The organism is Cellulomonas edaphi, assembly GCF_030362815.1.
Classification (GTDB): Bacteria; Actinomycetota; Actinomycetes; order Actinomycetales; family Cellulomonadaceae; genus Cellulomonas; species Cellulomonas edaphi.
In genome coordinates this window covers 205,768-229,045 of the sequence record NZ_JAUCGR010000001.1, presented here as the reverse complement: position 1 = coordinate 229,045, position 23,278 = coordinate 205,768, and the positions used below count along the sequence as shown (strand labels likewise).

The 23,278-nt window shown below is 73.7% G+C and carries 28 protein-coding genes; 5 read left to right on the top strand and 23 right to left on the bottom strand.

Going from position 1 to position 23,278, the window contains the following annotated elements:
• Positions 1–71: 71 nt before the first annotated feature.
• From QRT05_RS01130 to QRT05_RS01120, 3 genes are read right to left on the bottom strand one after another with little or no spacing between them, the layout of a single operon-like run.
• The gene (locus QRT05_RS01130; protein WP_289444409.1) at positions 72–995 is read right to left on the bottom strand and encodes an NADP-dependent oxidoreductase; all 924 of its coding nucleotides are present in this window, start codon (positions 993–995) and stop codon (positions 72–74) included.
• 30 nt (positions 996–1,025) lie between these two features.
• Entirely contained in the window at positions 1,026–2,210 is a 1,185-nt protein-coding gene (locus tag QRT05_RS01125) for an RNA polymerase sigma factor (protein WP_326522634.1), read from the bottom strand.
• A gap of 26 nt (positions 2,211–2,236) precedes the next feature.
• Complete coding sequence (locus QRT05_RS01120; RefSeq protein WP_289444406.1) at positions 2,237–2,677, bottom strand: YciI family protein; 441 nt, start codon at positions 2,675–2,677, stop codon at positions 2,237–2,239.
• Positions 2,678–2,789: 112 nt separating this feature from the next.
• On the opposite strand from QRT05_RS01120, the gene QRT05_RS01115 reads away from it, so the two are divergent.
• A complete protein-coding gene (locus QRT05_RS01115) occupies positions 2,790–3,128 on the top strand; it encodes a hypothetical protein (protein ID WP_289444404.1) in 339 nt (112 codons plus the stop codon).
• A 5-nt stretch (positions 3,129–3,133) separates the two neighbouring features.
• Here QRT05_RS01115 and QRT05_RS01110 read toward each other — a convergent pair whose 3' ends face one another.
• The 3 genes from QRT05_RS01110 to QRT05_RS01100 are packed head-to-tail and all read right to left on the bottom strand — an operon-like array spanning position 3,134 to position 5,285.
• A complete protein-coding gene (locus QRT05_RS01110; RefSeq protein WP_289444402.1) occupies positions 3,134–4,366 on the bottom strand; it encodes an APC family permease in 1,233 nt (410 codons plus the stop codon).
• A gap of 9 nt (positions 4,367–4,375) precedes the next feature.
• Entirely contained in the window at positions 4,376–4,660 is a 285-nt protein-coding gene (locus tag QRT05_RS01105; RefSeq protein WP_289444401.1) for a hypothetical protein, read from the bottom strand.
• A gap of 58 nt (positions 4,661–4,718) precedes the next feature.
• Positions 4,719–5,285: a DinB family protein gene (locus QRT05_RS01100; protein ID WP_289444399.1), complete on the bottom strand. Its 567-nt coding sequence runs from the start codon at positions 5,283–5,285 to the stop codon at positions 4,719–4,721.
• A 350-nt stretch (positions 5,286–5,635) separates the two neighbouring features.
• Here QRT05_RS01100 and QRT05_RS01095 point away from each other — a divergent pair, with 350 nt between their 5' ends.
• Together QRT05_RS01095 and QRT05_RS01090 are read left to right on the top strand one after the other, a co-directional pair.
• Complete coding sequence (locus tag QRT05_RS01095; protein WP_289444396.1) at positions 5,636–7,717, top strand: glycoside hydrolase family 3 protein; 2,082 nt, start codon at positions 5,636–5,638, stop codon at positions 7,715–7,717.
• A 133-nt stretch (positions 7,718–7,850) separates the two neighbouring features.
• Positions 7,851–8,795: a cold-shock protein gene (locus tag QRT05_RS01090; RefSeq protein ID WP_289444394.1), complete on the top strand. Its 945-nt coding sequence runs from the start codon at positions 7,851–7,853 to the stop codon at positions 8,793–8,795.
• Between the two features lie 28 nt (positions 8,796–8,823).
• Here QRT05_RS01090 and QRT05_RS01085 read toward each other — a convergent pair whose 3' ends face one another.
• From QRT05_RS01085 to QRT05_RS01015, 15 genes are all read right to left on the bottom strand, one after another.
• Positions 8,824–9,465: a winged helix-turn-helix transcriptional regulator gene (locus QRT05_RS01085; RefSeq protein WP_289444393.1), complete on the bottom strand. Its 642-nt coding sequence runs from the start codon at positions 9,463–9,465 to the stop codon at positions 8,824–8,826.
• A gap of 5 nt (positions 9,466–9,470) precedes the next feature.
• Complete coding sequence (locus QRT05_RS01080) at positions 9,471–9,905, bottom strand: VOC family protein (RefSeq protein WP_289444392.1); 435 nt, start codon at positions 9,903–9,905, stop codon at positions 9,471–9,473.
• Positions 9,906–10,021: 116 nt separating this feature from the next.
• Positions 10,022–10,468: an NUDIX hydrolase gene (locus QRT05_RS01075; protein ID WP_289444390.1), complete on the bottom strand. Its 447-nt coding sequence runs from the start codon at positions 10,466–10,468 to the stop codon at positions 10,022–10,024.
• A gap of 68 nt (positions 10,469–10,536) precedes the next feature.
• Positions 10,537–11,376, bottom strand: a complete 840-nt coding sequence (locus tag QRT05_RS01070) for a tryptophan-rich sensory protein (RefSeq protein WP_289444388.1) — start codon at positions 11,374–11,376, stop codon at positions 10,537–10,539.
• A 56-nt stretch (positions 11,377–11,432) separates the two neighbouring features.
• Positions 11,433–12,272: an LLM class flavin-dependent oxidoreductase gene (locus tag QRT05_RS01065; RefSeq protein WP_289444386.1), complete on the bottom strand. Its 840-nt coding sequence runs from the start codon at positions 12,270–12,272 to the stop codon at positions 11,433–11,435.
• 95 nt (positions 12,273–12,367) lie between these two features.
• Entirely contained in the window at positions 12,368–13,018 is a 651-nt protein-coding gene (locus tag QRT05_RS01060; protein WP_289444384.1) for a VOC family protein, read from the bottom strand.
• A 97-nt stretch (positions 13,019–13,115) separates the two neighbouring features.
• Positions 13,116–14,147 carry a right-handed parallel beta-helix repeat-containing protein gene (locus tag QRT05_RS01055; protein ID WP_289444382.1) on the bottom strand — a complete coding sequence of 344 codons (1,032 nt, stop codon included), beginning with the start codon at positions 14,145–14,147 and terminating at the stop codon, positions 13,116–13,118.
• A gap of 57 nt (positions 14,148–14,204) precedes the next feature.
• Entirely contained in the window at positions 14,205–14,780 is a 576-nt protein-coding gene (locus QRT05_RS01050; protein ID WP_289444380.1) for a hypothetical protein, read from the bottom strand.
• 15 nt (positions 14,781–14,795) lie between these two features.
• The gene (locus QRT05_RS01045) at positions 14,796–15,944 is read right to left on the bottom strand and encodes a zinc-dependent alcohol dehydrogenase (protein ID WP_289444378.1); all 1,149 of its coding nucleotides are present in this window, start codon (positions 15,942–15,944) and stop codon (positions 14,796–14,798) included.
• Positions 15,945–16,003: 59 nt separating this feature from the next.
• Entirely contained in the window at positions 16,004–16,831 is an 828-nt protein-coding gene (locus QRT05_RS01040) for an SDR family NAD(P)-dependent oxidoreductase (RefSeq protein ID WP_289444375.1), read from the bottom strand.
• Between the two features lie 137 nt (positions 16,832–16,968).
• Positions 16,969–17,385 carry a CBS domain-containing protein gene (locus tag QRT05_RS01035; protein WP_289444373.1) on the bottom strand — a complete coding sequence of 139 codons (417 nt, stop codon included), beginning with the start codon at positions 17,383–17,385 and terminating at the stop codon, positions 16,969–16,971.
• 161 nt (positions 17,386–17,546) lie between these two features.
• Positions 17,547–18,338 (bottom strand): SRPBCC family protein, encoded by a 792-nt coding sequence (locus tag QRT05_RS01030; protein WP_289444371.1) that lies wholly within the window; start codon positions 18,336–18,338, stop codon positions 17,547–17,549.
• Positions 18,335–18,913, bottom strand: a complete 579-nt coding sequence (locus QRT05_RS01025) for an ArsR/SmtB family transcription factor (RefSeq protein WP_289444369.1) — start codon at positions 18,911–18,913, stop codon at positions 18,335–18,337. The genes QRT05_RS01030 and QRT05_RS01025 overlap by 4 nt, the downstream gene beginning before the upstream one ends.
• Before the next feature lie 52 nt (positions 18,914–18,965).
• The gene (locus QRT05_RS01020) at positions 18,966–19,532 is read right to left on the bottom strand and encodes a dihydrofolate reductase family protein (RefSeq protein ID WP_289444367.1); all 567 of its coding nucleotides are present in this window, start codon (positions 19,530–19,532) and stop codon (positions 18,966–18,968) included.
• A 227-nt stretch (positions 19,533–19,759) separates the two neighbouring features.
• Complete coding sequence (locus QRT05_RS01015) at positions 19,760–20,431, bottom strand: hypothetical protein (RefSeq protein WP_289444365.1); 672 nt, start codon at positions 20,429–20,431, stop codon at positions 19,760–19,762.
• 15 nt (positions 20,432–20,446) lie between these two features.
• Between QRT05_RS01015 and QRT05_RS01010 the strand changes: the two genes are divergently transcribed.
• Positions 20,447–21,547 carry a DNA glycosylase AlkZ-like family protein gene (locus QRT05_RS01010; protein WP_289444363.1) on the top strand — a complete coding sequence of 367 codons (1,101 nt, stop codon included), beginning with the start codon at positions 20,447–20,449 and terminating at the stop codon, positions 21,545–21,547.
• A 22-nt stretch (positions 21,548–21,569) separates the two neighbouring features.
• On the opposite strand, the gene QRT05_RS01005 is transcribed toward QRT05_RS01010, so the two are convergent.
• Positions 21,570–22,058 carry an NUDIX domain-containing protein gene (locus QRT05_RS01005; RefSeq protein ID WP_289444360.1) on the bottom strand — a complete coding sequence of 163 codons (489 nt, stop codon included), beginning with the start codon at positions 22,056–22,058 and terminating at the stop codon, positions 21,570–21,572.
• 23 nt (positions 22,059–22,081) lie between these two features.
• Positions 22,082–22,789, bottom strand: coding sequence for an SDR family NAD(P)-dependent oxidoreductase (locus QRT05_RS01000; RefSeq protein WP_289444358.1), 708 nt, complete (start codon positions 22,787–22,789; stop codon positions 22,082–22,084).
• A 140-nt stretch (positions 22,790–22,929) separates the two neighbouring features.
• Between QRT05_RS01000 and QRT05_RS00995 the strand changes: the two genes are divergently transcribed.
• Complete coding sequence (locus QRT05_RS00995) at positions 22,930–23,271, top strand: YciI family protein (RefSeq protein WP_289444356.1); 342 nt, start codon at positions 22,930–22,932, stop codon at positions 23,269–23,271.
• Positions 23,272–23,278: the final 7 nt, after the last annotated feature.

Here is a 23,278-nt window from a genome sequence, read left to right as displayed (position 1 = left end):
GCGCCACACGTCCTAACGAGCGGGGGGGGCACGGGTCGGAAACCGCGGACGCCGCCCCGCCCGTCACCAGGTCAGACGCGGACGACGACCTTCCCGCGCACGTGGCCCGTCTGGCTCGCCTCGTGCGCCGCCGCGGCGTCGGCGAGGTCGAAGACCTGTTCGACGTCGACGCGCACGTGGCCGGCCTCGATCAGCGCGCCGAGCGCCTCCAGGTCCTGCGTCGACGGCCGCACCCACACGTAGTGCCCGCCGAGGTCCTCACGCGCGCCCGCGTCGACGATGGAGGCGATCGTGCCACCCGCCGTGAGCAGCTGCGGCGCGGTCTGCACGGCGTCCGAGCCGCCGTAGTCGAGGATCACGTCCACGCCGTCAGGGGCGGCCGCCCGCACGCGCTCGACCAGCCCGTCGCCGTACGTCACGGGCGTCGCGCCCAGCTCACGCAGGTGGTCGTGGTTGGCCTCGGACGCCGTGCCGATCACGGTCGCCCCCAGGCTCCGGGCGATCTGCACCGCGAACGACCCGACACCACCGGCGGCCGCGTGCACCAGCACCGTCTGACCCGCGCGCACTCCCGCGCGCTGGATCGACTGGTACGCCGTGAGACCGGCCAGCGGGACCGCCGCGGCCTCCTCGAACGACAGGGACGCGGGCTTGCGCGCCAGCGTGCGCACGGGAGCCGCCACGAGCTCGGCGAACGTCCCGCCCTGCACCCAGTCCTTGCGGACGTAGCCGTACACCTCGTCACCGACCGCGAGCTCGGGGGTGTCCAGACCCACGCGCTCGACGACACCCGCGACGTCCCACCCCGGGACGGCGGGGAACGTGACGTCCATGACCTGGTCGAGGTAGCCCTGGCGGACCTTCCAGTCGACCGGGTTGACCGACGCCGCCTTGACGCGCACCAGGACGGAGTCGGGCCCGACCTTCGGGGTCGGGAGCTCGGTGAGCTCGAGGACGTCGGAGTCGCCGTAGCGGGAGTAGGTGATGGCTCGCATGCCCACTCGCAGCACCGGGAGGCGGCGCAACTATTCCTGCCCGGGATCCTGCTCCCGCGTGAGACGCGCCACCTGCGCGTCCAGGTGCCGGCGCTCGGTGGTGCTCGTCGCGCGGCCCGCAGCGCGGCGGTAGTGGGCGAGGGCGAGGTCGACCTCGCCGGCGCGCTCGTGCAGGTGCGCCCGCAGCTGGTCGATGCGCGGGAGCGTCGGGTCCATCCCGTCGAGGACGGCCAGCCCCGCAGCCGGCCCGTCGAGCATCGACGCGGCCACGGCACGGTTCAGGCGCACCACGGGGCTGCCCGTCACGCGCTCGAGCAGCTCGTACAGCGCGTGGATCTGGGACCAGTCCGTCGCCTCGGCGCTGGCGGCCTGGTCGTGCAGGGCCGCGATGGCGGCCTGGAGCTGGTACTCGCCGACGACGCCGTGAGCGATCGCCGCGTCGAGCAGGGCCGTGCCCTCGGCGATGCGGTCCACGTCCCAGAGCGAGCGGTCCTGGGCTGCCAGCGGCACCAGGTCGCCGGAGGCATCGGTCCGGGCGGGACGGCGAGCGTCGGTGAGCAGCATCAGCGCCAGCAGGCCCGCGGCCTCCGGGGAGCTCGCGTCGGACGCGTGCAGCAGGCGCGCGATCCGGATGGCCTCCTCGCTCAGCTCGACCCGGGTCAGGCTCTCTCCGGCGCTGCTGGCGTACCCCTCGTTGAACATCAGGTAGAGCACGCGCAGCACGCTGCGCAGCCGGTCCGGGTGCTCGTCGGGCGACGGGGGCCGGAACGGCTCGCCGGCGATCTTGGCCTTGGCGCGGCTGATGCGCTGCGCCATGGTCGCCTCCGGCACCAGGAAGGCGCGGGCGACCTCCGCCGTCGACAGGCCGCCGACCGCCCGCAGCGTGAGCGCGACGGCGGTGGCGGGCGTCAGCAGCGGGTGGCAGCACAGGAACAGGACGGTCAGCGTGTCGTCCTCGTGCACCGCGGCGCCGTCGGGCGGTGCGAGGGCCACCCGGACCTCGCGCTCTCGTCGGGCTGCGTCACTGCGCCACTGGTCGACCATGCGGCGCGAGGCGGTCTGGAGCAGCCAGCCGCGCGGGCGGTCCGGGATGCCGCCCGCGCTCCACCGCTCGGCCGCGGTGATGATCGCCTCCTGCACGGCGTCCTCGGCCGCGTCGAAGTCGCCCCACCGCCGCGCGAGCGTGCCGAGGACCTGCGGCGCGAGCGTGCGCAGCAGGTCCTCGACGTCGCGGGCGCCGTTCAGGGGGTGCCGCTCGCCGACTCGAGGAACGCCGCCATCTCGTCCGGGTCGGAGGGCCCGTCGTCCATCACGCGCCGCACCTGGATCGGCTGCTGGGTCGGCACGCCGCCCCGTCCGGGCACCGCCGAGACCAGGCCGGCGATCTCGAGCGCACGCTCCTCGCTCGCGACGTCGACGATCTGGTACCCGGCCACCCACTCCTTGAACTCCGGGAACGGGCCGTCGGTCACCACCGTCGTGGTGCCGTCCGAGGTCACGACCTTCGCCAGGTCGGGGCCGGTGAGGATGGTGGTGCTCAGCAGCTCGCCGGTCTCCTCCAGGCTGCGGTTCAGCCGCCCGTAGTAGCTGAGGTGGTCGGCGACCTCCTGCTCGGTCCAGGCCGACATCGGTGCGTCGTCCGGTCCGCTCTGGAAGTCCACGATCAGCAGGTACTTGGCCATGATGCTCCTCCGTCGTCGTGCCCGTGCGGGCTCCTGTACCTGAGGAACGGAGCCGGTGGACGTTCCTCGACATCGGCGACCAATCTTCCCCACCAGGAGTAGTTTTCCGCGTGTGGAGCTACCTGCGACGCAGATGCCGGGACGACTGGTGCCCGCAGGGGGTGGCCACGTCCCCGTGCGGGTGCGCGGGTTCCTCCAGGCGGCCGCGCCGCAGCGGCCGTCTCGGCGGTTCGCGGTGCTCCTGGCACGCAGCGAGCACGGGGTCGTCAAGGTGATGGACGGACCCCGGGTGCTGGGCTTCCTGCCCGACGCGTGGTCCCAGCGCGTCGACTTCGAGCTGTGGTCCTGCGAGCAGGCCGGGGAGCCGGCGCTGGCCCGCGCGGTGATCGAGGGCGGCCCCGGCGAGCGCGAGCTGTTCGTCATGCTCGACTGGGCGCGCCCGCGCGCCTGACGCGCTCATGCGCGGCGGTGCCGTACCAGCCACACGGCGGCGCCCAGCAGTGCCACGACCGCGCCGCCGACGACCGCCCCGACGGGCAGCGTGAGGGCGAGGACGAGGCAGCCCAGCAGCCCCAGCGCCGCCACCCAGTGCGGCGCACGACCCTCGTCGCGGCGCATCCGCAGCGCGCTCGCGTTCGTCAGGGTGTAGTAGGTGAGGACGCCGAACGACGAGAAGCCGATGGCGCCGCGCACGTCGAGCACGGCCACGAGCCCGATCACCACGACGGCGACGGCGAGCTCGGCCCGGTACGGCACGCCGTGGCGGGGGTGGATGGCACCGAGGAACGGCGGCAGCTCGCGGTCTCGCGCCATCGCCAGGGTGGTCCGCGAGACACCCAGGATCAGCGCCAGCAGCGCACCGAGCGAGGCGACCGCCGCGCCCACCTGCACCACCGGGCTCAGGTGCGCGTACGAACCCGCCTCGACGACCGCCCGCAGGGGTGCAGTCGTGGCCGCGAGCCCGTCGGCGCCCACCGCCAGGAGCGCGCTGGCGGCCACGACCAGGTAGACCACGAGCACGATCCCGAGCGCCAGCGGGACGGCACGCGGGATCGTGCGCCGCGGGTCCACCACCTCCTCGCCGAGCGTGGCGATGCGGGCGTAGCCGGCGAACGCGAAGAACAGCAGCCCGGCGGACTGCAGGATGCCGCGCAGGTCGGAGCCGGGGAACGGCGCGACGTTGTGGGATGACGCGGTCCCGCCGGCCAGCGCGGCGACCACGACGACGACGAGCGTGCACAGGGTCAGCGCGACGATCAGCCGGCTCAGCCGCGCCGAGCGCTGCACGCCCCGGTAGTTCAGCGCCGTGAGCGCCACCACCGCGAGGACCGCCACGAGCCGGGCCTGTCCCGGCGCGGCGTACGAGGCGAACGTGAGCGCCATCGCGGCGCAGCTCGCGGTCTTGCCGACCACGAACGACCACCCGGCCTGGAAGCCCCAGAACGTCCCGAGCCGCCGCCGCGCGTACACGTAGGTGCCGCCCGACTCGGGGTGCACCGCGGCCAGCCGTGCCGACGAGGTGGCGTTGCAGAACGCGACGACGGCCGCGATGCCCAGGCCGATGAGCAGCCCCGACCCGGCCGCCTCGGCGGCGGGGGAGAAAGCGGCAAAGATCCCCGCCCCGAGCATCGCCCCGAGGCCGACGACCACGGCATCGGCCACCCCCAGCTTGCGCGCGAGGGTGGCCATGCTCGGAGCCTACGGCCCGCCTGCCGTCATCGACCCCCGTGCGACCGGCCGGTCCAGCGCGGCGGCACCCACCCGCGCCGGGTCGCACGGATCCGGCGCGCGGCGCCCGGCGATGCCCCCGCCCATCGCCCGCGCGTGCCGGTCCACCGAGGGCCGCTTGAGGAGGCCGGCCGGGCGCGCGGCGCGGGCGGCGGCCACGTGGGCGCCGGGAGGCCGGTCGGCGACGAGCCCCACCTCGCGGCGCCGGCGCCCCCCGTGCGGCAGGGTGCGGGCCCCGTCGGGGTGCACCACCACCAGCGCGACCGGACCCCGGGCCCGCCGGGTGCGCAGGGCGCCGTGAGCGCGCGCACCGTCACTGCCCGATCCGCCCGTCGATGCGCTCGCGCAGCAGATCGGCGTGGCCCATGTGCCGGGCGTACTCCTCGATGGTGCCGACGAGCAGCTCGCGCAGCGAGATGTCCCCGCCGCCGCTGCCGTGCTTGTTGAGCGAGTCGTCCGCGGTGATCTCGAGGCTGGGCGCCGCGGCGACGAAGCTCGTCGCGAACTCGACCTCGGCGCGCCACGCCTCCCACGCCTGCGCCACCACGCGCGGGTCCGCGACGGCGCCGTCGAAGTCGGCGTCGGGGTTCTCGGGGGAGCAGTACAGCTGAGGCACGTTGTGCCCCGCCATGAGCACGCGGAAGCTCTCGCGCTCCATCTCGGCGAGGTGCCTGACGAGCCCGAGCAGCGACATGGTCGACGGCTGCACGGACCTGCGGGCCATCGCCTGCGCGTCCAGGCCCGCGCACTTCAGCTCGAGCGTGAGGCGCTGGCATCGCAGCGACTCCACGAGCGTGGCACGCTCGTCGCCCAGCGCCGGCGCGGTCTCGCGCGGGTCGTCGGCCAGGTCGAGGAACATGTCGGCGCGTCGTGGGGCCATCACCGCATCGTGCGCCGGTCGGAGGAAGGCGCCAAGCGCTTTTCGCCGACGCGCCTCGGGACGGGGTGGGTCCACGACGAGCGCCGGACCGGCGCTGCCCGGCCGGTTGCGCGCCGCGCCCGAGCGGGTGATGGTGGACGAGCCGGTCCCGCTCAGAGCCGAGTGGACCGGTGCCCGGGCCCCCTCGACGGCGAGCGGTGGTCACGGGTCGGATGGCCGGACGCTGCGGCCGGGTCGGGACGACCTCGGACGGTGTCGGCAAGGAGTGGGTCCGCGGTCCTGTTCGTGTCGGCACGACGAGGGCCGACGACGGCGCGGAGGGATCCGACCGCGTCGAGGAGGAGGACCCCATGACCCCGAGGATCGATCGTGCGCGCGCTGCGCGCAGCCCATCACGCAGGCAGCACCGACGAGCCGCGGCGGCAGCGACCGCCGGGACGCTCGCGGCGGCGCTCGTCGTCCTGGCCGGGCTGCCCGCCCAGGCCGGCGGCGGGTATGGCGGCGGCCACGGAGGGAGCCACCACGCCAAGCAGCCCGTGCTCGGCACGCGCGGCGTCCCCCTCATCACGGTCGACCACCGCCGGTTCCGCGACCTGGACCGCAACGGCCGGCTCACCCCGTACGAGGACTGGCGTCTGTCGGCAGCGACGCGCGCCGCCGACCTCGTCGGGCGCATGACGCTCGAGCAGAAGGCCGCACTGCTGGTCCACGGCACCCTGCCCACGAGCGGGACCGGCTACCGGTTCGAGGACACGACCAGCCCCGGTGTGAACACCCTGGTGGGCGACCGCCACGTGACCACCTTCATCACGCGGCTCTCGGCGCTGCCCAGCCAGATCGCCGCGGCGAACAACGCCGTGCAGGAGGCCGCCGAGGGACAGCCGCTCGGCATCCCGGTGGTGGTCTCGACCGATCCCCGCAACGGCTTCTCGGTGACCGAGGGGCAGACGGTCGCCCGGCAGGGCGTCACCGCGATGCCCGACGCGATCGGGTGGGCGGCGACCGACTCGCCGCGGCTGAGCCGGACGCTCGGCGACATCGTCCGCCAGGATTACCGCGCCGTCGGGATCCAGGAAGGACTGTCCCCCCAGGCCGACATCGCCACGGAGCCGCGCTGGACGCGCATCAACGGCACCTTCGGCTCCTCGTCGGCCGACGCCCGCGACCACGTGGAGGCCTACGTCGAGGGCCTGCAGGACGGTGACCACGGCCTGCGCCCGACAAGCGTCGCTACCGTGACCAAGCACTGGGTGGGCTACGGCGCTCAGGACCAGGGCTTCGACAGCCACTACTACTACGGCCGGTTCGCCACGTTCCCCGGCGGCAACTTCGCGGAGCACCTCGTGCCCTTCGAGGGTGCCTTCGACGCCCAGACCGCCGGCATCATGCCGACCTACTCGATCCTCGAGGACCTGGTCTACCAGGGGCACGCCGTGGAGCAGACGGGCGCCGGGTTCTCCACGTTCCTGCTGCAGGACCTGCTGCGTGGCCAGTACGGCTTCACGGGCGTGATCGTCTCCGACTTCGGCATCACGGGCGACTGCCCCGCGCAGTGCCGCGCCACCCGGCCGCCGGCGTCGTTCATCGGCCCCTGGGGTGTCGGCATGCCGTGGGGCGTGGAGGATCTCACCGTGGTGCAGCGCTACGCGCTGGCGATCAACGCGGGCGTCGACCAGATCGGCGGTTCGGACGACCCGTCCAAGGTGCTGGCCGCCGTCTCCTCCGGAGAACTGACCGCGGCACGGGTGAACCAGTCCGCCGTGCGGGTGCTCACGCAGAAGTTCCAGCTGGGCCTGTTCGAGAACCCGTACGTGTCCGTCGCGAAGGCGGACAGGATCGCGGGCAACGCGCGGTTCCAGCGGGTCGGCGACGACGCCCAGGCGCGGTCCCTCACGCTGCTCACCAACGCGCACAAGACCCTGCCGGTCAAGGCCAAGAAGGTGGGCGCGGTCTACCTGTCCGGAGTCTCCGCGGACGTCGCACGAGCCCACGGGTTCACCGTGACCGCCGACCTGGCTCAGGCGGACCTGGCGATCGTCCGGCTCTCCGACCCGCGCGCCGGTGCCGACCTCACCGGCCTGGAGTGGACCGGCTCCGAGCCGGACTACCAGGCCTTCCAGGCGGCGACGGCCGCGGGCGTCCCGACGATCGCCGTGCCCAAGATGGACCGGCCGCTCATCCTCACCCATGTGGCGGACCGTGCCGCGGCCGTCCTCGCCAACTACGGCGTGTCGGACGAGGTGCTTCTCGACACGATCGTCGGGAAGCGCTCGCCGGGCGGGAAGCTGCCGTTCGAGCTGCCCTCGTCGATGGCCGCGGTGGAGGCACAGCTCGGTGACGTCCCGGACGACTCCGCGGACCCGCTGTTCGAGCACGGGTTCGGCCTGTCGTACGGCAAGAAGCACGGCGGCTGGGGACACCAGCACCGCTGAGGGGCGTCGGCACGACGACCGGGCCGGCCCGCGGCGCACCGCGGGCCGGCTCGTCGGCGGTGGCCGGTGCACGGTTCCCGTCCGGTCGGGGGAGACTGGGGGGAGCAACGTCCTGCATCGACGAGGAGTCACCGTGCCCGAAGGAACAGTCCGCTGGTTCGACGCCGAACGCGGCTTCGGCTTCCTCGCGCTGGACGACGAGGGCGGCGAGGACCTGTTCGTCCACGCGTCCGAGATCGTCGGCGACGACGGGCCGAGGGTGCTCCGCGAGGGCCAGGTCGTCGAGTTCGAGATCGGCACGGGCGACCGCGGTCCGCAGGCGCGCCGCGTGCGCGTCACGGGCGATCATCCGTCGGGCGCGGCGCTCGGTCTGCTCGGCACGGTGTCCTGGTACGAGCCGGGCAAGGGGTACGGCTTCGTCATGCCCGATGGTGGTGGGGCGGAGATCTTCCTGCACAGCTCGGCGATCGTCGGCGGCGGCGTGGTGTCGGAGGGCCAGCGCGTGGCGTTCCTGGTCGTCGACGGCGAGAGGGGCCCGCAGGCGGACCACCTCCTGCCGCTCGGGGCACAGGCGGCGCCGCAGGCGGCCCCCGACGGTGCCGACGGCACCGTGACCTGGTACGACGCGGACAAGGGGTTCGGCTTCGTGTCCCCCGACTCGGGCGGTGAGGACGTGTTCGTCCACGCGCGGTCGCTGGCCGGCGGGCTGTCCGAGCTGGCCGAGGGTGATCGTGTGACCTTCGACGTCGCCGAGGGCGACCGCGGGCTGCAGGCTCGCGACGTCCGGCTCGTCGGTGCCCCGGCGCGCCGGGGCGGGCGGGCAGCACCCGACCGCGACCGGCCGGGCCGGTCGCGGGAGACCGGGGGCGGCGGCGTGCGCGGCGGCGAGGGCGTCGTCGCGCGGTACGACGCGGACCGCGGCTTCGGCTTCATCACGCCGGATGCGGGCGGTGCCGACCTGTTCGTGCACGTGTCGGTGGTGCGAGGTGCGGAAGTGCTGGAGGCGGGCGACCGGGTCCGGTTCACCGTGCGCCAGAGCGACCGCGGGCCGCAGGCCGACCGGGTCGAGCTGCTGTAACCCGGGGGGCCGCGCCGCCCGCGGCCGCTCAGGCCGCCAGGTGGAACGTGCTCGCGAAACGGCCGAGCAGGGCGGGCGCGCCGCGGAGGACCTCCACCACGCCGGTCGTGATGGCCTCGTCGGGGGCCAGCTCGCCGGAGATGACCCTCCGGATGTCCGGGCCTGCGGCGAACGCCAGGTCCACCGGGCCGTCGCCTCGGAGCACGTCCAGCGAGGTCCCGTCGACGCGCACCAGGAGCTCGGCCGGCCCGACGCGCGCCGCGTAGGCGGTCGCGGGCAGGGTGGCCGCCACCTCGGGCCGGAAGGCCGTGCGCAGCGCCATGGTCATCGAGTCGGGCGTGACGACCTGGCCCTCGCGGGGGTCACCCATGGCCTTGAAGCCCCACGCCCCGAGTGCGAGCACGACGGGCTCGAGCTCGCGGCCGTACGGCGTCAGCTCGTAGATGATGACGCGGGAGCGCGGCACCCGACGCAGGATGCCGGCGGCCTGGAGGTCCTTGAGCCGCGCCGCCAGGATGTTGCTCGGGATGCGGGGCAGACCCGCGGCGAGCTCTCCGTAGCGGCGCGGCCCCACCAGCAGGTCACGCACGATGAGCAGGGCCCAGCGCTCTCCCACGAGCTCCAGGGCCTGCGTGACGCCGCAGTACTGCCCGTAGTCGCGCGCTGCCACGGAGCTCAGGCCTGCTGCTGGGCGAACGCCTCGGGACCCTGGGCCGCGGCGACGGGGTCCATCCAGCCGAACTCGAGCACGTTGCCGTCGGGGTCGGTGAGCTGGCGCTGGTACATGAACCCGTAGTCCGAGGCGGGTCGAGGCTCGCTGCCGCCTGCGACCAGTCCGGCGGCGACGGCGGCGTCGACCGCGTCCCGGCTCTCGACGAAGATCGCCGTCGAGACCGACGGTGCGACGGCGGGGTCGCCGATCGGGAGGTCGGTGAACGTCTGGAAGAACTCGCGCACCAGGATCATGAAGTAGCTGTGGTCCTCCTCCACGATGACGCAGGCGGCGTTGTGGTCGGTGAACTTCGGGTTGATGGTGAATCCCAGGGCCGTGTAGAACGCCTTGGCGCGATCCAGGTCGGTCACCGGCAGGTTGACGAACATCGAGGTCATGGCAGTACCGCTTCCGTCTGTGTGCTGACGTGCTGACGACGCTCACACTTGCAAAAAACAAGCGTCCGGTCAAGGGGTCCGGCGCAGCTGTCATGACGGACGTACCGGGCAGGCCGTCAGGCGCGCTCCTGCGGCGGCGGCAGGAGGCCCGCCAGACCGAGCGCGACGTCGACCAGCTCGACGCGCGGCAGGGTCCCGAGCCGGTGCAGCGCCACCCAGGCGGCCCGGTCCGTGCTGCCGTCCTGCTCGTGCGCCAGCCCGCCTCCCACCACGTGCGCGCGGTACACGACGCGCAGCAGCTGGGTCTTCTCGGTGAGCTGCGTGGGCCCACGGGCCGGGTCGACGACGCGCGACGACAGGCCGAGCAGCTCGTCGACGGTGACGGCGTAGCCGGTCTCCTCCTGGACCTCCCGGACGACGGCGTCGGCAGGATCCTCGAACGCGTCGATCCCCCCGCCCGGCATCGTCCAGAGCGGGCCGGCGCCGACCGAGGGTGCGAGCCGGGCCATGAGCATCCCGCGCTCCTCGACGACCACGGCGTACGCGCTGACTCGCAGGGCCACGACCCCACCCTAGGGCGGGGCGTCGCGCGCCGGTGGGCGGATGGCGCGCGGCGGCGTCGCGCTGGGGGTCAGCCGGCGGTCGCGCGTGCCCGGCGGCTCCTCACGCTCATGACGACGGGCGCCACGAGGGCCACGGCGGCGGCGACGAACGCAGCCACCGCCACGGTCTCGTCGACCAGCGCCCCCCGCGTCCGGCCCAGCCCGATCCAGCCCAGCCCCCACGCCATCGCCAGGCCGACAGGGAGGGCGACGCTCGGCCTGCCGGCGCCGAACACGGCGTACGCGACGGACAGGACCGCCCCGGCCGCGAGCACGACGACCGACCACGTGGTCGCTCCGAGTCCCAGGCTGCCCACCTCCGCCGTCGAGAGGAACGCCGCGACGTTGGCGAGCGTGGCCACCGAGACCCAGCCCAGGTAGAGCCCGACCGTGACGTCGGTGACCCACGAGGCTCCGACGGCAGTGTGCGCGAGCCGCACGAGCCTGACGAAGACCACCGCCAGGACGGCGACCAGCGTGAGGATGACCGCGACGCTGCCGCCCACCGACCCGGCCTGGACCACCGCGATCCACAGGGCGTTGAGCAGCATGGAGCCGAGCACCCACCAGGACACGGCGCGCAGTCGCGGGTCGGCGCCGCGGCTCGGCAGCGCCTGCACCACGGCGAACACTCCCAGGCCGAGGTAGATCAGGGACCAGATCGAGAACGCCGGGTTGTCGGGCGCGAGCGGCGTCGCGGTCGCGGACAGCGCGCCGCCCGCCGCCTCGGCGATCGGCTGGCCGCCGAACGCGCCCGACCCGACGGCTGCGCCCCCGATGGCGACGACGGCACCCAGCAGCACCGTGACCTGGCGGACCCGGTCGCGGGTGGTCGCGGGGCTGGCGAGGGTGGCACTGTGCGCGTCCATCCGCCCAGCGTGCCAAGGCTTCGCTACCACAGCACCCGGGGACGAGTGGCGCTCCGTCAGAGGGTAGGCACACCTCGCCGGATCCGGGCGGTCAGCGCCTCGTGCGTCGACGCGGGACCCTCCCAGGCGGAGTGGATGAACCACGTCGCCCCCGCCTCGGCGAGCGCGGCCAGGTGGTCCCGCGCCTCGGACGCGTCGTCGGGGAGCACGCCCTGGAGCACGATCTCGAACGCCCCCGCGTCCGGGGCGCGGTGCTCCCGCACCCATGACGCGATGGCCGCGACGTCGGCCGGTCCCAGGTGCTCCATCGTGCGGTCGCCGCGCAGCTGGGGGATCACGCCGTCGTACTGCACGGCGCGACCCATCGAGCGCTCGCTCGGGAACGCCCCCACCACCCAGATCGGCACACGCGGGCGCTGTACCGGGCGCGGAGAGATCTGCAGGTCGGTCACCGTGTGGTGGTGGCCCTCGTAGGAGAACGTCTCGCCGCGGAACGCGAGGTCGAGGATCGCCAGGTGGTCGTCGAGGAGCTCGGCGCGCTCGCGCGTGCCGGTCAGCTCCCCGGAGACGCCCGCGAACGCCCGGTCGCTGGGCACGCCGAGCCCGGCCGGGATCACCAGGCGGCCGCCCGACAGGTGGTCGACCGTCAGGGCCTGCCGCGCGACGACCCACGGCCGACGCCTGGGGAGGGCGAACACGAGCGCGCCCAGGGTGATGCGCGCGGTCCGCACGGCAGCGGCCGCGAGCAGGGCCCATGGATCCCAGATGAGCCCGTCGGACCCCAGGTCGATGGCGTCCCAGGTGAAGAAGCCGTCCCAGCCGTGCTCCTCGGCCTCCACGGCCAGGCCCACCACCTCGTCGGCGCTCCCGAACGTCCCCACGATGCCGATCTTCACGGTCCCCCCCGTCGTCGTCGCTGCCTCGTCACGACCCTAGGCGCGAGCTCCGACATGCCACCGCGGGAACGGCCGCGAGCAGGCGGCCCGACGAGTCAGTCGGTCGTGTCCGTCCAGGAGGCGATGTCGACGCCGTGGTTCTCGGGCGACGCGAGGGACCACCAGGCGGGCGCGTACGAGTCGTCGACGAGCCTGCCGCCGGCCGCGAGCGCGGCCTCGACGCGCGCGGGCGCCTGGTCGGCCGGCACGAACACGTCGAGGTGCGTCCGGCCACGGGAGGGGACGTCACCGGTGATGGGGTTGAAGGCGAGCTGCGGGCCGCACCGCAGCGGGTCGACCGCGTCGGTGTCACCCAGCTCCTCGTACCCCAGCGCCGCCACGAAGAACGGGCGCGCGTCGGCTGCCGAGTGCTGCGCGACGTATAGGCCTACCGACTGCACACGAGAGGGGTCGGGCGTCATGCCGAGCTCGTGGGCAGCCTGCGAGACGGCGGCGGCGAAGTCCGTGGCCGCGGCGGGGATGCCGTCCGGCCCCGGCGGGACGCGGACGACGACCGCCTCGGGGCGCACGTCGACGTCCGGCCGTACGCCGAAGCGCTCGGCCGCGGCGACGACGGGTGCGACGAGACCTGACGCCTCGCCGAGCGAGCGCGCCGCGAACACGGCCTGCGGGCCCGTCCCCGTCACGCGCCAGTCGGTGACGCCGGGCGCGCGGTGGAACTGCGCGGGAGAGATCGTCTCGCTCATGGGGCTCCTTCGAGATGCCGCCAGGGCGTCACGCCACGAGCGGGCCAGGACCGCGTCGTCCCACGGTACCGAGCGCGGGTGCCGTCGCCCAGGCCCCTCAGGTGATCCGCGAACCGGAGCGGACGAAGCTCTTGCCGAGGAAGAAGATGCTGTGGGTCTTGCCCGTCCAGAAGCTGCCTCCGGTGTTGCGGGTGAGGGTCGAGCGCGTGACGGTGAGCGTGCCCGTGCGGTCGTTGCTCACGTAGAAGATGCCGGGACCGCCCTCAGGGGCGTGGTTGCGCTGGATCGTCGAACGGTCGACGGTCACGGACTGCCGGGTGCCGTCGAAGTAGACGGCTCCACCGTTGCCCCCCTTGCCCGACGACGCGCCGGTGCCCGTGGCGTCGTTGTCCCTGAGCGTGCTGCCCCGCAGCAGCATCGGCGCCTGCAGCGAGGAGACGGCGCCGCCGTTGGCGCACCGGTTGCGCACGAAGGTGGAGTCGAGCAGGCGCGACGTGGCGCGCTGACCCACCAGGCGCACCGCCCCACCGCCGGCGTCGGAGTCGCGCGCGATGCACCGGTTGTCGCGGAACGTGACGCGCTGGACGGTCAGGCGACCGCCGCGCATGGCGATCGCACCTCCGCCGCGCAGGTTCTCGAGCCGGTGCCCCGACCATGTGGGTGCCTTGGTGGCGTTTCCCTTCTGCATGACAAGGTTCTTGACCACGATGTGCGGCGTGGTCTGCCGGTCGCAGTGGGCGTCGAGCCAGCCGAGAGACTCCTGGCACGTGTTGACGTACAGGATCGGTCGCTTGTTCCCGCCCGAGAGGACCACCTTCCCGCCCCCGTCGAGCACCAGCCGCTGCACGACCTTGGCGGAGCGGTCCTGCCACGGGTGCTTGCAGGTGGTGGTGTTGCACACGACGAGCGTGCGGTCGAGGACGATCGTGACCCGCTCCGGCCCGCAGCGGAACTTGACCGTGCCGCCGCCCCGTACCGCCTTGGCCAGCGCGGCCGGCGTGCACGACCGCGCCGTCCCCGTGCCCACGTAGGTCACCGGCGAGGGGGTCGCGGCGGCGGCCGGCGTCACCGCGGCGGGGACGAGGAGCAGCATCGCCGCGGCGGCGACGGAGGCGAGCGCACGACGCATGTGCGCACCGTAGTCGCTCGCGGCCGTGCCGTGGATCCGCGGGTCGTCGGTCAGCGGTCAGCGGCGCGCGCGTCGCACCCCCGACCGCACCACCAGCGCGCCGACGACGGCAGCCGCCACCCACGGTCCGGCGACGATCACCGGGTCGAGCGGCTGGTGCACCACGTCGGTCCTGCGGACGCCGAACCGCGACGAGAGCGGCCTGGCGGACGGCTCCCCGAGGATCCCGGTCTCGGTGATCGGGTTGTCCGGGTGCAGCGTGCCGAACGACGCCAGGTGGCTCTCGACGGCGTCGATGCGGTCGGCCGCGAGGAGCAGCAGCCAGTGCGCGGCCCGCCCCTCGCTGTACCGGGCGTACGCAGCGCGCCTGACGACGCCCGAGAGTCCCTTGGGAGGGCAGGACGTGCCGAACACGGGGGTCAGCCTGCCGTGCTCGATCGACCGTTCGCGGGGCCATCGCTCGGGCTGCTGCTCGGGCAGGTCCCAGTGCGCGCCCGACGCGCCTGGGTCCAGCCGCTCGCGCGGCACGGCCGGACGGTCCGCGGGGTCGAGGTCAGCGCCCCAGCCCGGGATCCTGGCGCGCAGCTGCTCCGCCGACTCGGGGAGCGGGGGCTTCTCAGCTCGGTACGGCATGGTGGATCCTCCTTGTCAGGCGGCGCTCGGCACGATCAGCGGCTTGATGCAGCCGTCGAGCTTCGACGAGAACAGGTGGTACCCCTCGGCGATGTGCTCGAGCGGGATGCGGTGGGTGACGATGTCGCTGGGCCGCAGGTAGCCGCTGCGCACGTGCTCCAGCAGCCGCGGCCACTGACGCTTCACGGGGGCCTGGTTGGTGCGCAGCGTCAGGCCCTTGTTCATGGCGTCGCCGAACTTCACCGCGCTGAACATCGGGCCGTACGCGCCCATCACCGAGACCGTGCCGCCCTTGCGCACCGAGTCGATGGCCCAGTTGAGAGCCACCGGCGAGCCGCCCTGCAGCTTGAGCTTGGCCGAGGTGACGTGCTGCAGGAGGTTGCCGTCCGCCTCGGCACCGACGGCGTCGATCACCCTGTCGGCCCCGAGGTAGTCCGTGAGCCGCTTGAGCTCGACGACGACGTCGTCGTGCTCGACGAAGTTGACCGTCTCCGCGTAGGCGAACGTCCGCGCCTTCTCGAGCCGGTACTCCAGGTGGTCCACGACGATCACGCGGCCGGCGCCCATGAGCCAGGCGGAGCGTGCCGCGAACAGGCCTACGGGACCGGCCCCGAACACGACCACCACGTCGCCCTCGACGATGTCCGCCAGCTGGGCACCGAAGTAGCCGGTGGACAACGCGTCGGTCAGCAGGACCGCGTCGTCCTCCTCGAGCCATTCCGGGATCGGCGAGGGACCGACGTCGGCGAAGGGCACGCGTACGTACTCGGCCTGCCCGCCGTCGTAGCCACCGCACGTGTGCGAGTACCCGTAGATGCCCCCGACCGCCGTGGCGTTCGGGTTGACGTTGTGGCAGTTGGAGTACAGCCCTCGCGCGCAGAAGAAGCACGAACCGCAGTAGATGTTGAACGGCACCATGACGCGGTCGCCCGGCTGCAGGCGCTCCACCGACGGACCCACCTGCTCGACCACGCCCACGAACTCGTGCCCGAACGTCATGCCCACGCGGGTGTCCGGCATCATGCCGTGGTACAGGTGCAGGTCGGACCCGCAGATCGCCGCTCGGGTGACCCGGACGATGGCGTCGTTCGGGTGCTCGATGGGCGGGATGTCCTTCTCCTCGATGCGGACCTTGTACGGACCGCGATAGACCATGGCGTGCATCGACGTCCTCCTCGTTGTCTCCTCCGGGCGCGTGCCCGCGCCGGTGGCTGGTCGGACGGTCAGGAACGGCCGTCCGTGCCGTCGTGGTCGTCGGGACGGGTGAAGGCCGCGTGCACCGCGGCCTTCGCCCGGTCGGGCAGCACCGCGGCGGCAGCGGTCTGCGAGCGCGCCCGCAGGCTGCGCACCGCAACCTTGTCCTTGCCCGCCATCAGGCCCTCGTAGGCCTGCGCCGCGACGTCGGCGGGGTCGTCCTTGCCGCCCCGCCCCGCGCGCGTGTCCTCCATGCCCGCCCGCGTGAAGAACTCCGTGTCGGTCGGCCCCGGCAGGAGTGCCGTGACGGTCACGCCGCTGTCCTTGAGCTCGTGGCGCAGCGCCTCGGCGAAGGACAGGACGAAGGACTTCGACGCGGCGTACGTGGCGTAGAAGGGGCCCGGCATGAGGCTCGCGACCGAGGCGGTGAACAGCACCCGCCCGGATCCGCGGGAGACCATGGCGGGCAGCAGCTCCTTGGCCAGGCGCACGGGGGCGACCACGTTGAGCATGACGACCTCGAGGTCGCCCTCGAGCGGCGTCTCGACGAACGCGCCACCCTGGCCGACGCCCGCGTTGAGGATCGGGGCGTCGACGGGTCGGTCCGCCGACGTCACCTCGGCGACCAGCTGGCGCACGCCGTCCTCGGTGGTCAGGTCGGCGACGACGGATCGGACGGCCGCGCCGCCCGCGGCGAGCGAGTCCGCCGCGAGAGCGATGTCCGGGCCCTCGGCGGTCACGATCAGGTCGAAGCCGTGGTTCACGAACTGGAGGGCCAGCTCGAGCCCGATGCCGCTCGAGGCGCCGGTGACAACGGCGAGCGGTCGCGGTCCGAGGGTCGACGAGGCGTCGGTCATGGCAGATCTCCTGTGCACAGGGACAGGCCGATCTGCTGCGGCCCTGGGCGACGCCGGGGGCGACGTCGATCATCGATCGTCTCCCGCCAGGCGCCACCTCGCCACCGCTGGGCGAGATGGCGGCCGGGGTGCTGCGGTCAGTCGTTGGGCGGTGCGGCGGAGATGTCGGCGAGGGCCGAGTCGGTGTCGAGCGCCTGGGCGAGGTCGCCGAGCGTGACCACGCCGACGGCGGTGTCGCCGTCGACCACGGGAACGCGCCGGACCGCGTTGTCGCGCATGATCTGGACGACCTCGGCGATGTCGTCGTCGGGACGGACGGTGACCACCGAGGCGGTGGCGAGCTGGCCGACGAGCGCGTCCAGGCCGATGCCCTCGGCCAGGCCGCGGACCACGAGGTCGCGATCGGTGACGATGCCGACGACCGCGCCGGCGTCGGCCACCACCAGGGAGCCGACGTCCTGCGTGGCCATCGTCTGCGCGACGGACCGCAGGGAGTCGGTCACCTCCACGACGGTGGGGTGCGTGGTCATGAGCTCGGAGACGATGGGTGCCATGCGTGGCCCTCCTCAGGCGGATGCTCCTGACCGCCGATGCCGCGACATCGCCGGTCTGCGGCGAGCTGCTTGACCGCTCGGCCACTGTGGACCGCCGCGGTCGCATCCGCATCTGGAACCGGGCCGTCGGGCGCCGCGGTCACCGCCGCGCCCGGAGCCCGTCACGCCGGGACGGTGAGTCCCGCGAGCCGGGCCCGCCACGCGGGCTCCTCGCTGCGCGCGTAGTCCGCCGCGTCGGGGGAGAAGAGGTACGCCCGGACGCCCGCGATGGACGTGCCGTCCTCGGCGGCCCACGTGTACACGGACAGGATCCCGGGCACCGGGGAGGTGAGGCGGAGCAGGGCCTGGCGCTCACCGAGCCGCTCCACGGTTCCGGTGGAGCCGTGCAGGTCGACCGTCGCACCCTCGTCGTGCAGCCCGAGGTCCGCGCTCAGCGTGGACCACAGCGTGCCCGCGTCGCCGGGATGCGGGGCGGACACCTCGAGGTGGGTGGCCGTCTGGCCCGGGAAGTGCGCGAGGTAGAGCCGCAGGTTGTCGAAGAAGGGCAGCCAGCCGGGAGCCAGCGTGTCCCACCACTGCGACTCCCACTCGGCCCCGATCCCGAACCCGCTGCTGGTGACGCGCACGACGCACGTGCCGCCCGACTGCGCCTCGACGACGAACTCGGAGGTCAACGGGCTGAGCGTGTCCGGGTCCTTGCCCATGAGGGCGGCCCAGTCCTCCTCGTAGACCAGGCGGCGCGGCGGGTCCCACCGGGTCACGTGGCCGTCCGAGCCCATGCCCTCGCCCATGTCGAAGTGCAGGGATCCGCCCTCGCGCTCCTCCAGCACGGTGGGGGTGAACCAGGCGCTCATCCCCTTGGCGGTGGCGATGGCGTCCCAGACCTGCTCGGGCGTGCCCGGGACCTCGACGCTGAACTCCAGGCGGTACGGGACGGTCGGTGCTGTGCTCATGACTCCTCCTCGGGAACGGGATGGGCGGCGACGACGAGCCGGTGCGGCCGGCCGTCGTCGTGGTGGTAGCGAGCGGCCAGGTCGAGGACCGCCGCGGTGAGGTCGTCCGCGAAGGCGGCGCGGTCCGCTGCCGAGCGGAAGCCGATCTGCGTGTCGATGGTCAGGGTCGGCACGCGCGCGCCGGAGGCGGCCCCCCGGCGGGCGAGCGATCCGACCTCGCGCACGACGCGGCCGGCGAGGGCCACCAGGTAGCCGGCCGAGAGGTGGTCGGCACTCGCGTCGGGGTCCGCGGCGGAGGTGGTCACGGCCGCGGGCGAGACGACGTACGACGCCGCGGACGCCTGGAGCACCCGCTCCGTGATGCCCCCGTGTCGGCGCTCCTCGGCGAGCTGGACCAGGCCGTGGGCCTCGAGCGTCTTGAGGTGGTAGTTCACCTTCTGGCGTGCGATGCCGACCCGCGCCGCGAGCCCGGCGGCGGACGCCGGCTCGGCGAGCTCGCGCAGCAGCCGGGCCCGGACCGGGTCCAGCGCGGAGGCGGCCGCATCCGGGTTCTCGATGACCTCGACGTCCTGCATGCACCCACCGTGACCCTTGACAACTTTGTTTGTCAAGAGTGCGCCGGACGTATCAGTCGACGCTGCGCACCGCGTGGCGCGTGGAGATCACGCCGTTGCCGAACCGCCGCTGGTCCAGCAGCTCCAGGTCGAGCCGCATGCCGCGTGGGAGCGCCGGCTTGCCGCCACCCACCACCACCGGGCACAGGAGCAGCACGCACTCGTCGACCAGCCCGTGCCGGAACGCCTCCGCGCCGAGGGTCGCACCGCCCACGCTCAGGTCCGCGGCGGCCGTCTCCTTCAGCCGCCGCACCGCCTCCGGCTCGAACCGTCTCTCGATGCGTGTACGCGCCGTCGAGACCGTCTCGAGCGTCGTCGAGTAGACCACCTTGTCGGCATCGCGCCAGATGCGTGCGTACTCACGGGCCACGGCCGGCTCGTCCGTCAGCCAGTCGTCGTCCTCCCAGACGCGCATCGTCTCGTACATGCGACGCCCGTAGAGCGAGGTGCCGATGTGCCGCTCGTGCTCGTTCCAGAACGCGTGCACCTCGTCGTCGGGGACCGACCAGTCGAAGGAACCGTCCTCGTCCTCGAGGTAGCCGTCCAGCGAGACGTTGGCGGCGTAGATCAGCTTGCCCATCCGGGTGCCCTCCGAGAGGTGAGCCACCAGGTTCGCAGCGGCACGCGCGCCGGGCAAGGACCCGGCCGGAGGTCACCAGGGCAGGTAGTACGTGAGCAGGTCCGCCGCGGTGCGGAGCTCGAGCCCACGGGGCAGCGTCGTCGGCATGGGCCGAACCCTGCCGGAGCGTGCCCGCCGTCGTCCACGGCATTCGGCGACGCCGGCGTCACCGCGGCGCGCAGGGGCGTTCAGGCCACCAGCGTGCGGCGTTGCTTCGCGATGCGCAGGCCGACCGCCAGGTTGAGCACCCCGAGGCCGAGCGCGGCGGCACCGGAGCCGCCACCGGTCGCCAGGAGGGTCGCGCCACCGGCCGCGGCCAGCGACCCGCACACCAGGTACGTCCACATCCGGCGGCGCGAGGGCGCGAGGTGGATCTCCTCGGCGTACCACGGCCTCGGGGCGCTGGAGCCGTCGCGCTCGGCACGCACGGGTGGCGGGTTCCAGGCGCGCGACACATCGGGGTGGCAGACCGGGCCGTACGCCGGATCAGGGCTTGTCCGGGGCAGCGCCTGCAGCCAGTATCGGTCCACCGCGTCGGCGAGGGCCGCCGTCGGCACGCTCGGTGCCCGAACGAGCACGACCTCACGGTCGGTGTGCCACGCACCGACCACCCCCGGCATCGTGGCCAGGACGTCGACCGAGCCGCGCACGAGCGCCGCGTAAGGTCCGGCGGCGACGTCGCTGAACTCGAGCTCGACGTCCGGCTCGTCGCCGCGCCCCGGGATCCGCTCGATGTCGTAGAGCGCCTCGTCGTCGAACACTCCGAGAAGACGCTGCATGGCGATCTGATCGGCGCCGTCGCCGTGCACCTTGAGCGTCGAGCGGCAGACTCGACGCATGGCGTGCACAGGACCGGTCATGGGGGAGAGGCGGGCGTGATCCCGTTGCGCGTGACCCGCCGCCAGGCGCTGGCCTGGCGGATGCGCCGCCAGCTGCTGGAACCTCCGGGGACGGTGTCGGTCGACGACGTGGTGCACCGGCTCACGGCCCTGCCCGCCCAGTCGGACGTCGAGCTCGCGGTCCGGACCAGGCAGGCGTCGTCGTCACCAGGAGAGGTCGAGCGGGCGGTGCGCGACGGGCGGCTGCTGCGCACGTTCGCGTTCCGGGGCGCCGTCCACGTGATGACGCCCGAGCACGCGAGCGCCTACCTCGCGCTGCGCGCCGTGGGCCGGCAGTGGGAGCGGGCGAGCTGGCAGGAGTACTACGGCCTGGTGCCCGACGCGTGGCCCGCCTTCCGGTCCGCGGTTCGCGACGCCCTCGACGAGGGTCCGCTCTCCCCGGCCGAGATCGGCGAGGCGCTCGCGGCGCAGATGGAGTACGCGCGCCTGCAGCCGATCTTCTCGACGGAGCCGTGGACGTTGCTCAAGGCGCTCGCGTGGCAGGGGGACCTCGTCTTCGGACCGCCGCGGGACGGCAGGGCGACGTTCCAGCGTCTGGACCGCAACCCGCGCTGGACAGGGCTGTCCGACGTCGCGACGGCCGGACGCCATGCCGTCACCTCCTACGTCAGCGCGTACGGCCCGGCGACTCCCGACCACCTGCAGTACTGGTTGGGCGGAGGGCTGAGCGCCGGGCGCCGCCGGGTCCAGGGCTGGGTCGACGACCTGCACGACCGGCTCGCACCGGTCGACGTGGAGGGCACGGCGGCGTTCGTGCTGGCGCAACACGTCGACGAGCTGGCCGCGACCGAGCCGACCGATGCCGTCGTGCTGCTGCCCGGCTACGACCAGTGGGTGCTCGGCCCGGGCACCGCCGACCCGGACGTGGTGCCCGCTCCACACCGTGCCGTCGTGACCCGCGGAGCCAACCTCGTCCTCGCCGGGGGCGCCGCGGCGGGCACCTGGTCGGTGCGCGGGGACGCCCTGTCCATCTCGGTGTTCGGCGGTCGCCCGGGGCAGCGCGCGCTCGACGACGCGGTGGCCCGGCTGGCCCGGATCCTCGACCGGGAACTGCAGCCCACGGTGCTGACGGGATGACCAGCGCGACACCGGTCCGCGCCTACCAGCCCGCGCGCACAGCCCAGGAGGCGATCGCGAGGTCGAGCGGACTCGCGTGCGCGGGCGCGGGGCCGGCCGGGTCCAGCCAGCCGAGCTCGAGCATCTCCCCGTCGACCGGCGTGACGTCCACCTCGACGCTCACGTCGGCCAGGTACACGGCTGCCAGCTCCGCGCGGGGCGCCGGGCCTGCGAGCTCGAAGCGCGCGAGCCCGATCCAGACCAGGTCGGCGACGACGAGCGCCGTCTCCTCGGAGAGCTCGCGCAGCGCCGCGCCGCGCGCCGTCTCACCGGGCTCCCGGACGCCGCCCGGGAGCTCCCAGGTCAGACGCCAACGGTTCAGGCCGACCAGCACGGCGCTGTCGGGCCTCCTGACGACCACGAGCGAGAGGGGGCACGGCGCGTCGAGGTGGTCGATCGCCTCTTCCGGCGCGTGCCACAGCTCGAGGAGCTGATGGCCCCGGCTGTCGCTCACCGGGAGCTCTGGTGTCATCAGGGGACCGTAGCCCGTGCAGCTCAGAGGCGGGCGAGGACCGATCCGCCGTGGACGGCCAGCACCTGGCCCGTGGTCCAGCCCGCACGGGGTGAGGTCAGGTAGGCCACCGCCTCGGCGACCTCCTCGACGGTGCCCGGCCGCCCCGCCGGGATCCCGGCGAGCCGCCCGGCGACGAGCTCGTCGGTCAGCCTGCCCGCCCAGAACTCCGTCTCCGGTACGAACCCCGGTGCCACGGCGTTCACCGTGATCCCGTCCTTCGCCACCGCGGCGGCGGTGCCCGTGACCCACGCGCTGACGGCCGCCTTCGCCGCCCCGTAAGAGCCCGCTCCCCGCAGCGCGGCCACGGAGCTCATGGCGACGATCCGCCCGCCCGGGCGGCTCATGCGCGGGAGCAGCGCCTCGGCCAGCAGGACGGTGGTCAGCACGTTCAGGCGGAAGTCGTCCAACCACATGGCCGCCGCGCCGGCGATCCCGTCGTCGTGACGGGTTGCCGTCCCGCCCGCGTTGAGCACGAGGACGTCGACCACGCCCAGCCGGTCGACGAGCGCCTGCACCTCGTCGGGCTCCCGCAGGTCCGCCACCTCGACGCGGAACGCGCCTCCCGACGCGCCTTCGAGCACATCCCGCCGCCGCCCGACGATCGTCACCTCGTCGCCGTCGGCCCGCAGGCGGCGCGCCACCGCGAGGCCGATCCCTGTCCCACCGCCGGTGACGACCGCGTGCCTCATGCCTCGATCCTGATCCCTGGGCCCCGGTGCCCGCGACAGGAATCACGCTCGGGGCCGTCCCGACACGTGTGTCGATTCCGGCAAGGCCCGTCCGTCACAGTGGTGGCAGGGCACAGGGGCCGCAGCACAGGAGGAACGCCATGACGCAGTACGCCATCTACTTCAACCAGCAGTGGGTCGGGGACCACTCCGACGAGTGGTTCCGGTCCCGCGTCGAGCCCAGCATGGCCGTCGTCCGCGACATGGAAGCCGCAGGCGTCCTGGTCTTCGCCGGCGGCCTCGAGGAGGACCGGGCCGCGGCGTTCAGCGTCGACGCGACGAGCGGCACCGTGTCGATCAGCGACGGCCCCTACATCGAGACCACCGAGTACTTGGGTGGGATCACGATCATCGACGTGCCCGACCTGGACACGGCCAAGATGTGGGCGGGCAGGGTCGCGGAGGGATGCGGCTGGCCCCAGGAGGTCCGGGTCATCAGATAGGTCCCGA

Coding starts and splice junctions, on each gene's coding strand:
- QRT05_RS01130 (WP_289444409.1), bottom strand. CDS start 995: ATGCGAGCCATCACCTACTCCCGCTACGGCGACTCCGACGTCCTCGAG.
- QRT05_RS01120 (WP_289444406.1), bottom strand. CDS start 2,677: ATGGCCAAGTACCTGCTGATCGTGGACTTCCAGAGCGGACCGGACGAC.
- QRT05_RS01110 (WP_289444402.1), bottom strand. CDS start 4,366: ATGGCCACCCTCGCGCGCAAGCTGGGGGTGGCCGATGCCGTGGTCGTC.
- QRT05_RS01100 (WP_289444399.1), bottom strand. CDS start 5,285: ATGGCCCCACGACGCGCCGACATGTTCCTCGACCTGGCCGACGACCCG.
- QRT05_RS01095 (WP_289444396.1), top strand. CDS start 5,636: ATGACCCCGAGGATCGATCGTGCGCGCGCTGCGCGCAGCCCATCACGC.
- QRT05_RS01080 (WP_289444392.1), bottom strand. CDS start 9,905: ATGACCTCGATGTTCGTCAACCTGCCGGTGACCGACCTGGATCGCGCC.
- QRT05_RS01070 (WP_289444388.1), bottom strand. CDS start 11,376: ATGGACGCGCACAGTGCCACCCTCGCCAGCCCCGCGACCACCCGCGAC.
- QRT05_RS01060 (WP_289444384.1), bottom strand. CDS start 13,018: ATGAGCGAGACGATCTCTCCCGCGCAGTTCCACCGCGCGCCCGGCGTC.
- QRT05_RS01055 (WP_289444382.1), bottom strand. CDS start 14,147: ATGCGTCGTGCGCTCGCCTCCGTCGCCGCCGCGGCGATGCTGCTCCTC.
- QRT05_RS01050 (WP_289444380.1), bottom strand. CDS start 14,780: ATGCCGTACCGAGCTGAGAAGCCCCCGCTCCCCGAGTCGGCGGAGCAG.
- QRT05_RS01045 (WP_289444378.1), bottom strand. CDS start 15,944: ATGCACGCCATGGTCTATCGCGGTCCGTACAAGGTCCGCATCGAGGAG.
- QRT05_RS01040 (WP_289444375.1), bottom strand. CDS start 16,831: ATGACCGACGCCTCGTCGACCCTCGGACCGCGACCGCTCGCCGTTGTC.
- QRT05_RS01035 (WP_289444373.1), bottom strand. CDS start 17,385: ATGGCACCCATCGTCTCCGAGCTCATGACCACGCACCCCACCGTCGTG.
- QRT05_RS01030 (WP_289444371.1), bottom strand. CDS start 18,338: ATGAGCACAGCACCGACCGTCCCGTACCGCCTGGAGTTCAGCGTCGAG.
- QRT05_RS01025 (WP_289444369.1), bottom strand. CDS start 18,913: ATGCAGGACGTCGAGGTCATCGAGAACCCGGATGCGGCCGCCTCCGCG.
- QRT05_RS01020 (WP_289444367.1), bottom strand. CDS start 19,532: ATGGGCAAGCTGATCTACGCCGCCAACGTCTCGCTGGACGGCTACCTC.
- QRT05_RS01015 (WP_289444365.1), bottom strand. CDS start 20,431: ATGACCGGTCCTGTGCACGCCATGCGTCGAGTCTGCCGCTCGACGCTC.
- QRT05_RS01005 (WP_289444360.1), bottom strand. CDS start 22,058: ATGACACCAGAGCTCCCGGTGAGCGACAGCCGGGGCCATCAGCTCCTC.
- QRT05_RS01000 (WP_289444358.1), bottom strand. CDS start 22,789: ATGAGGCACGCGGTCGTCACCGGCGGTGGGACAGGGATCGGCCTCGCG.
- QRT05_RS00995 (WP_289444356.1), top strand. CDS start 22,930: ATGACGCAGTACGCCATCTACTTCAACCAGCAGTGGGTCGGGGACCAC.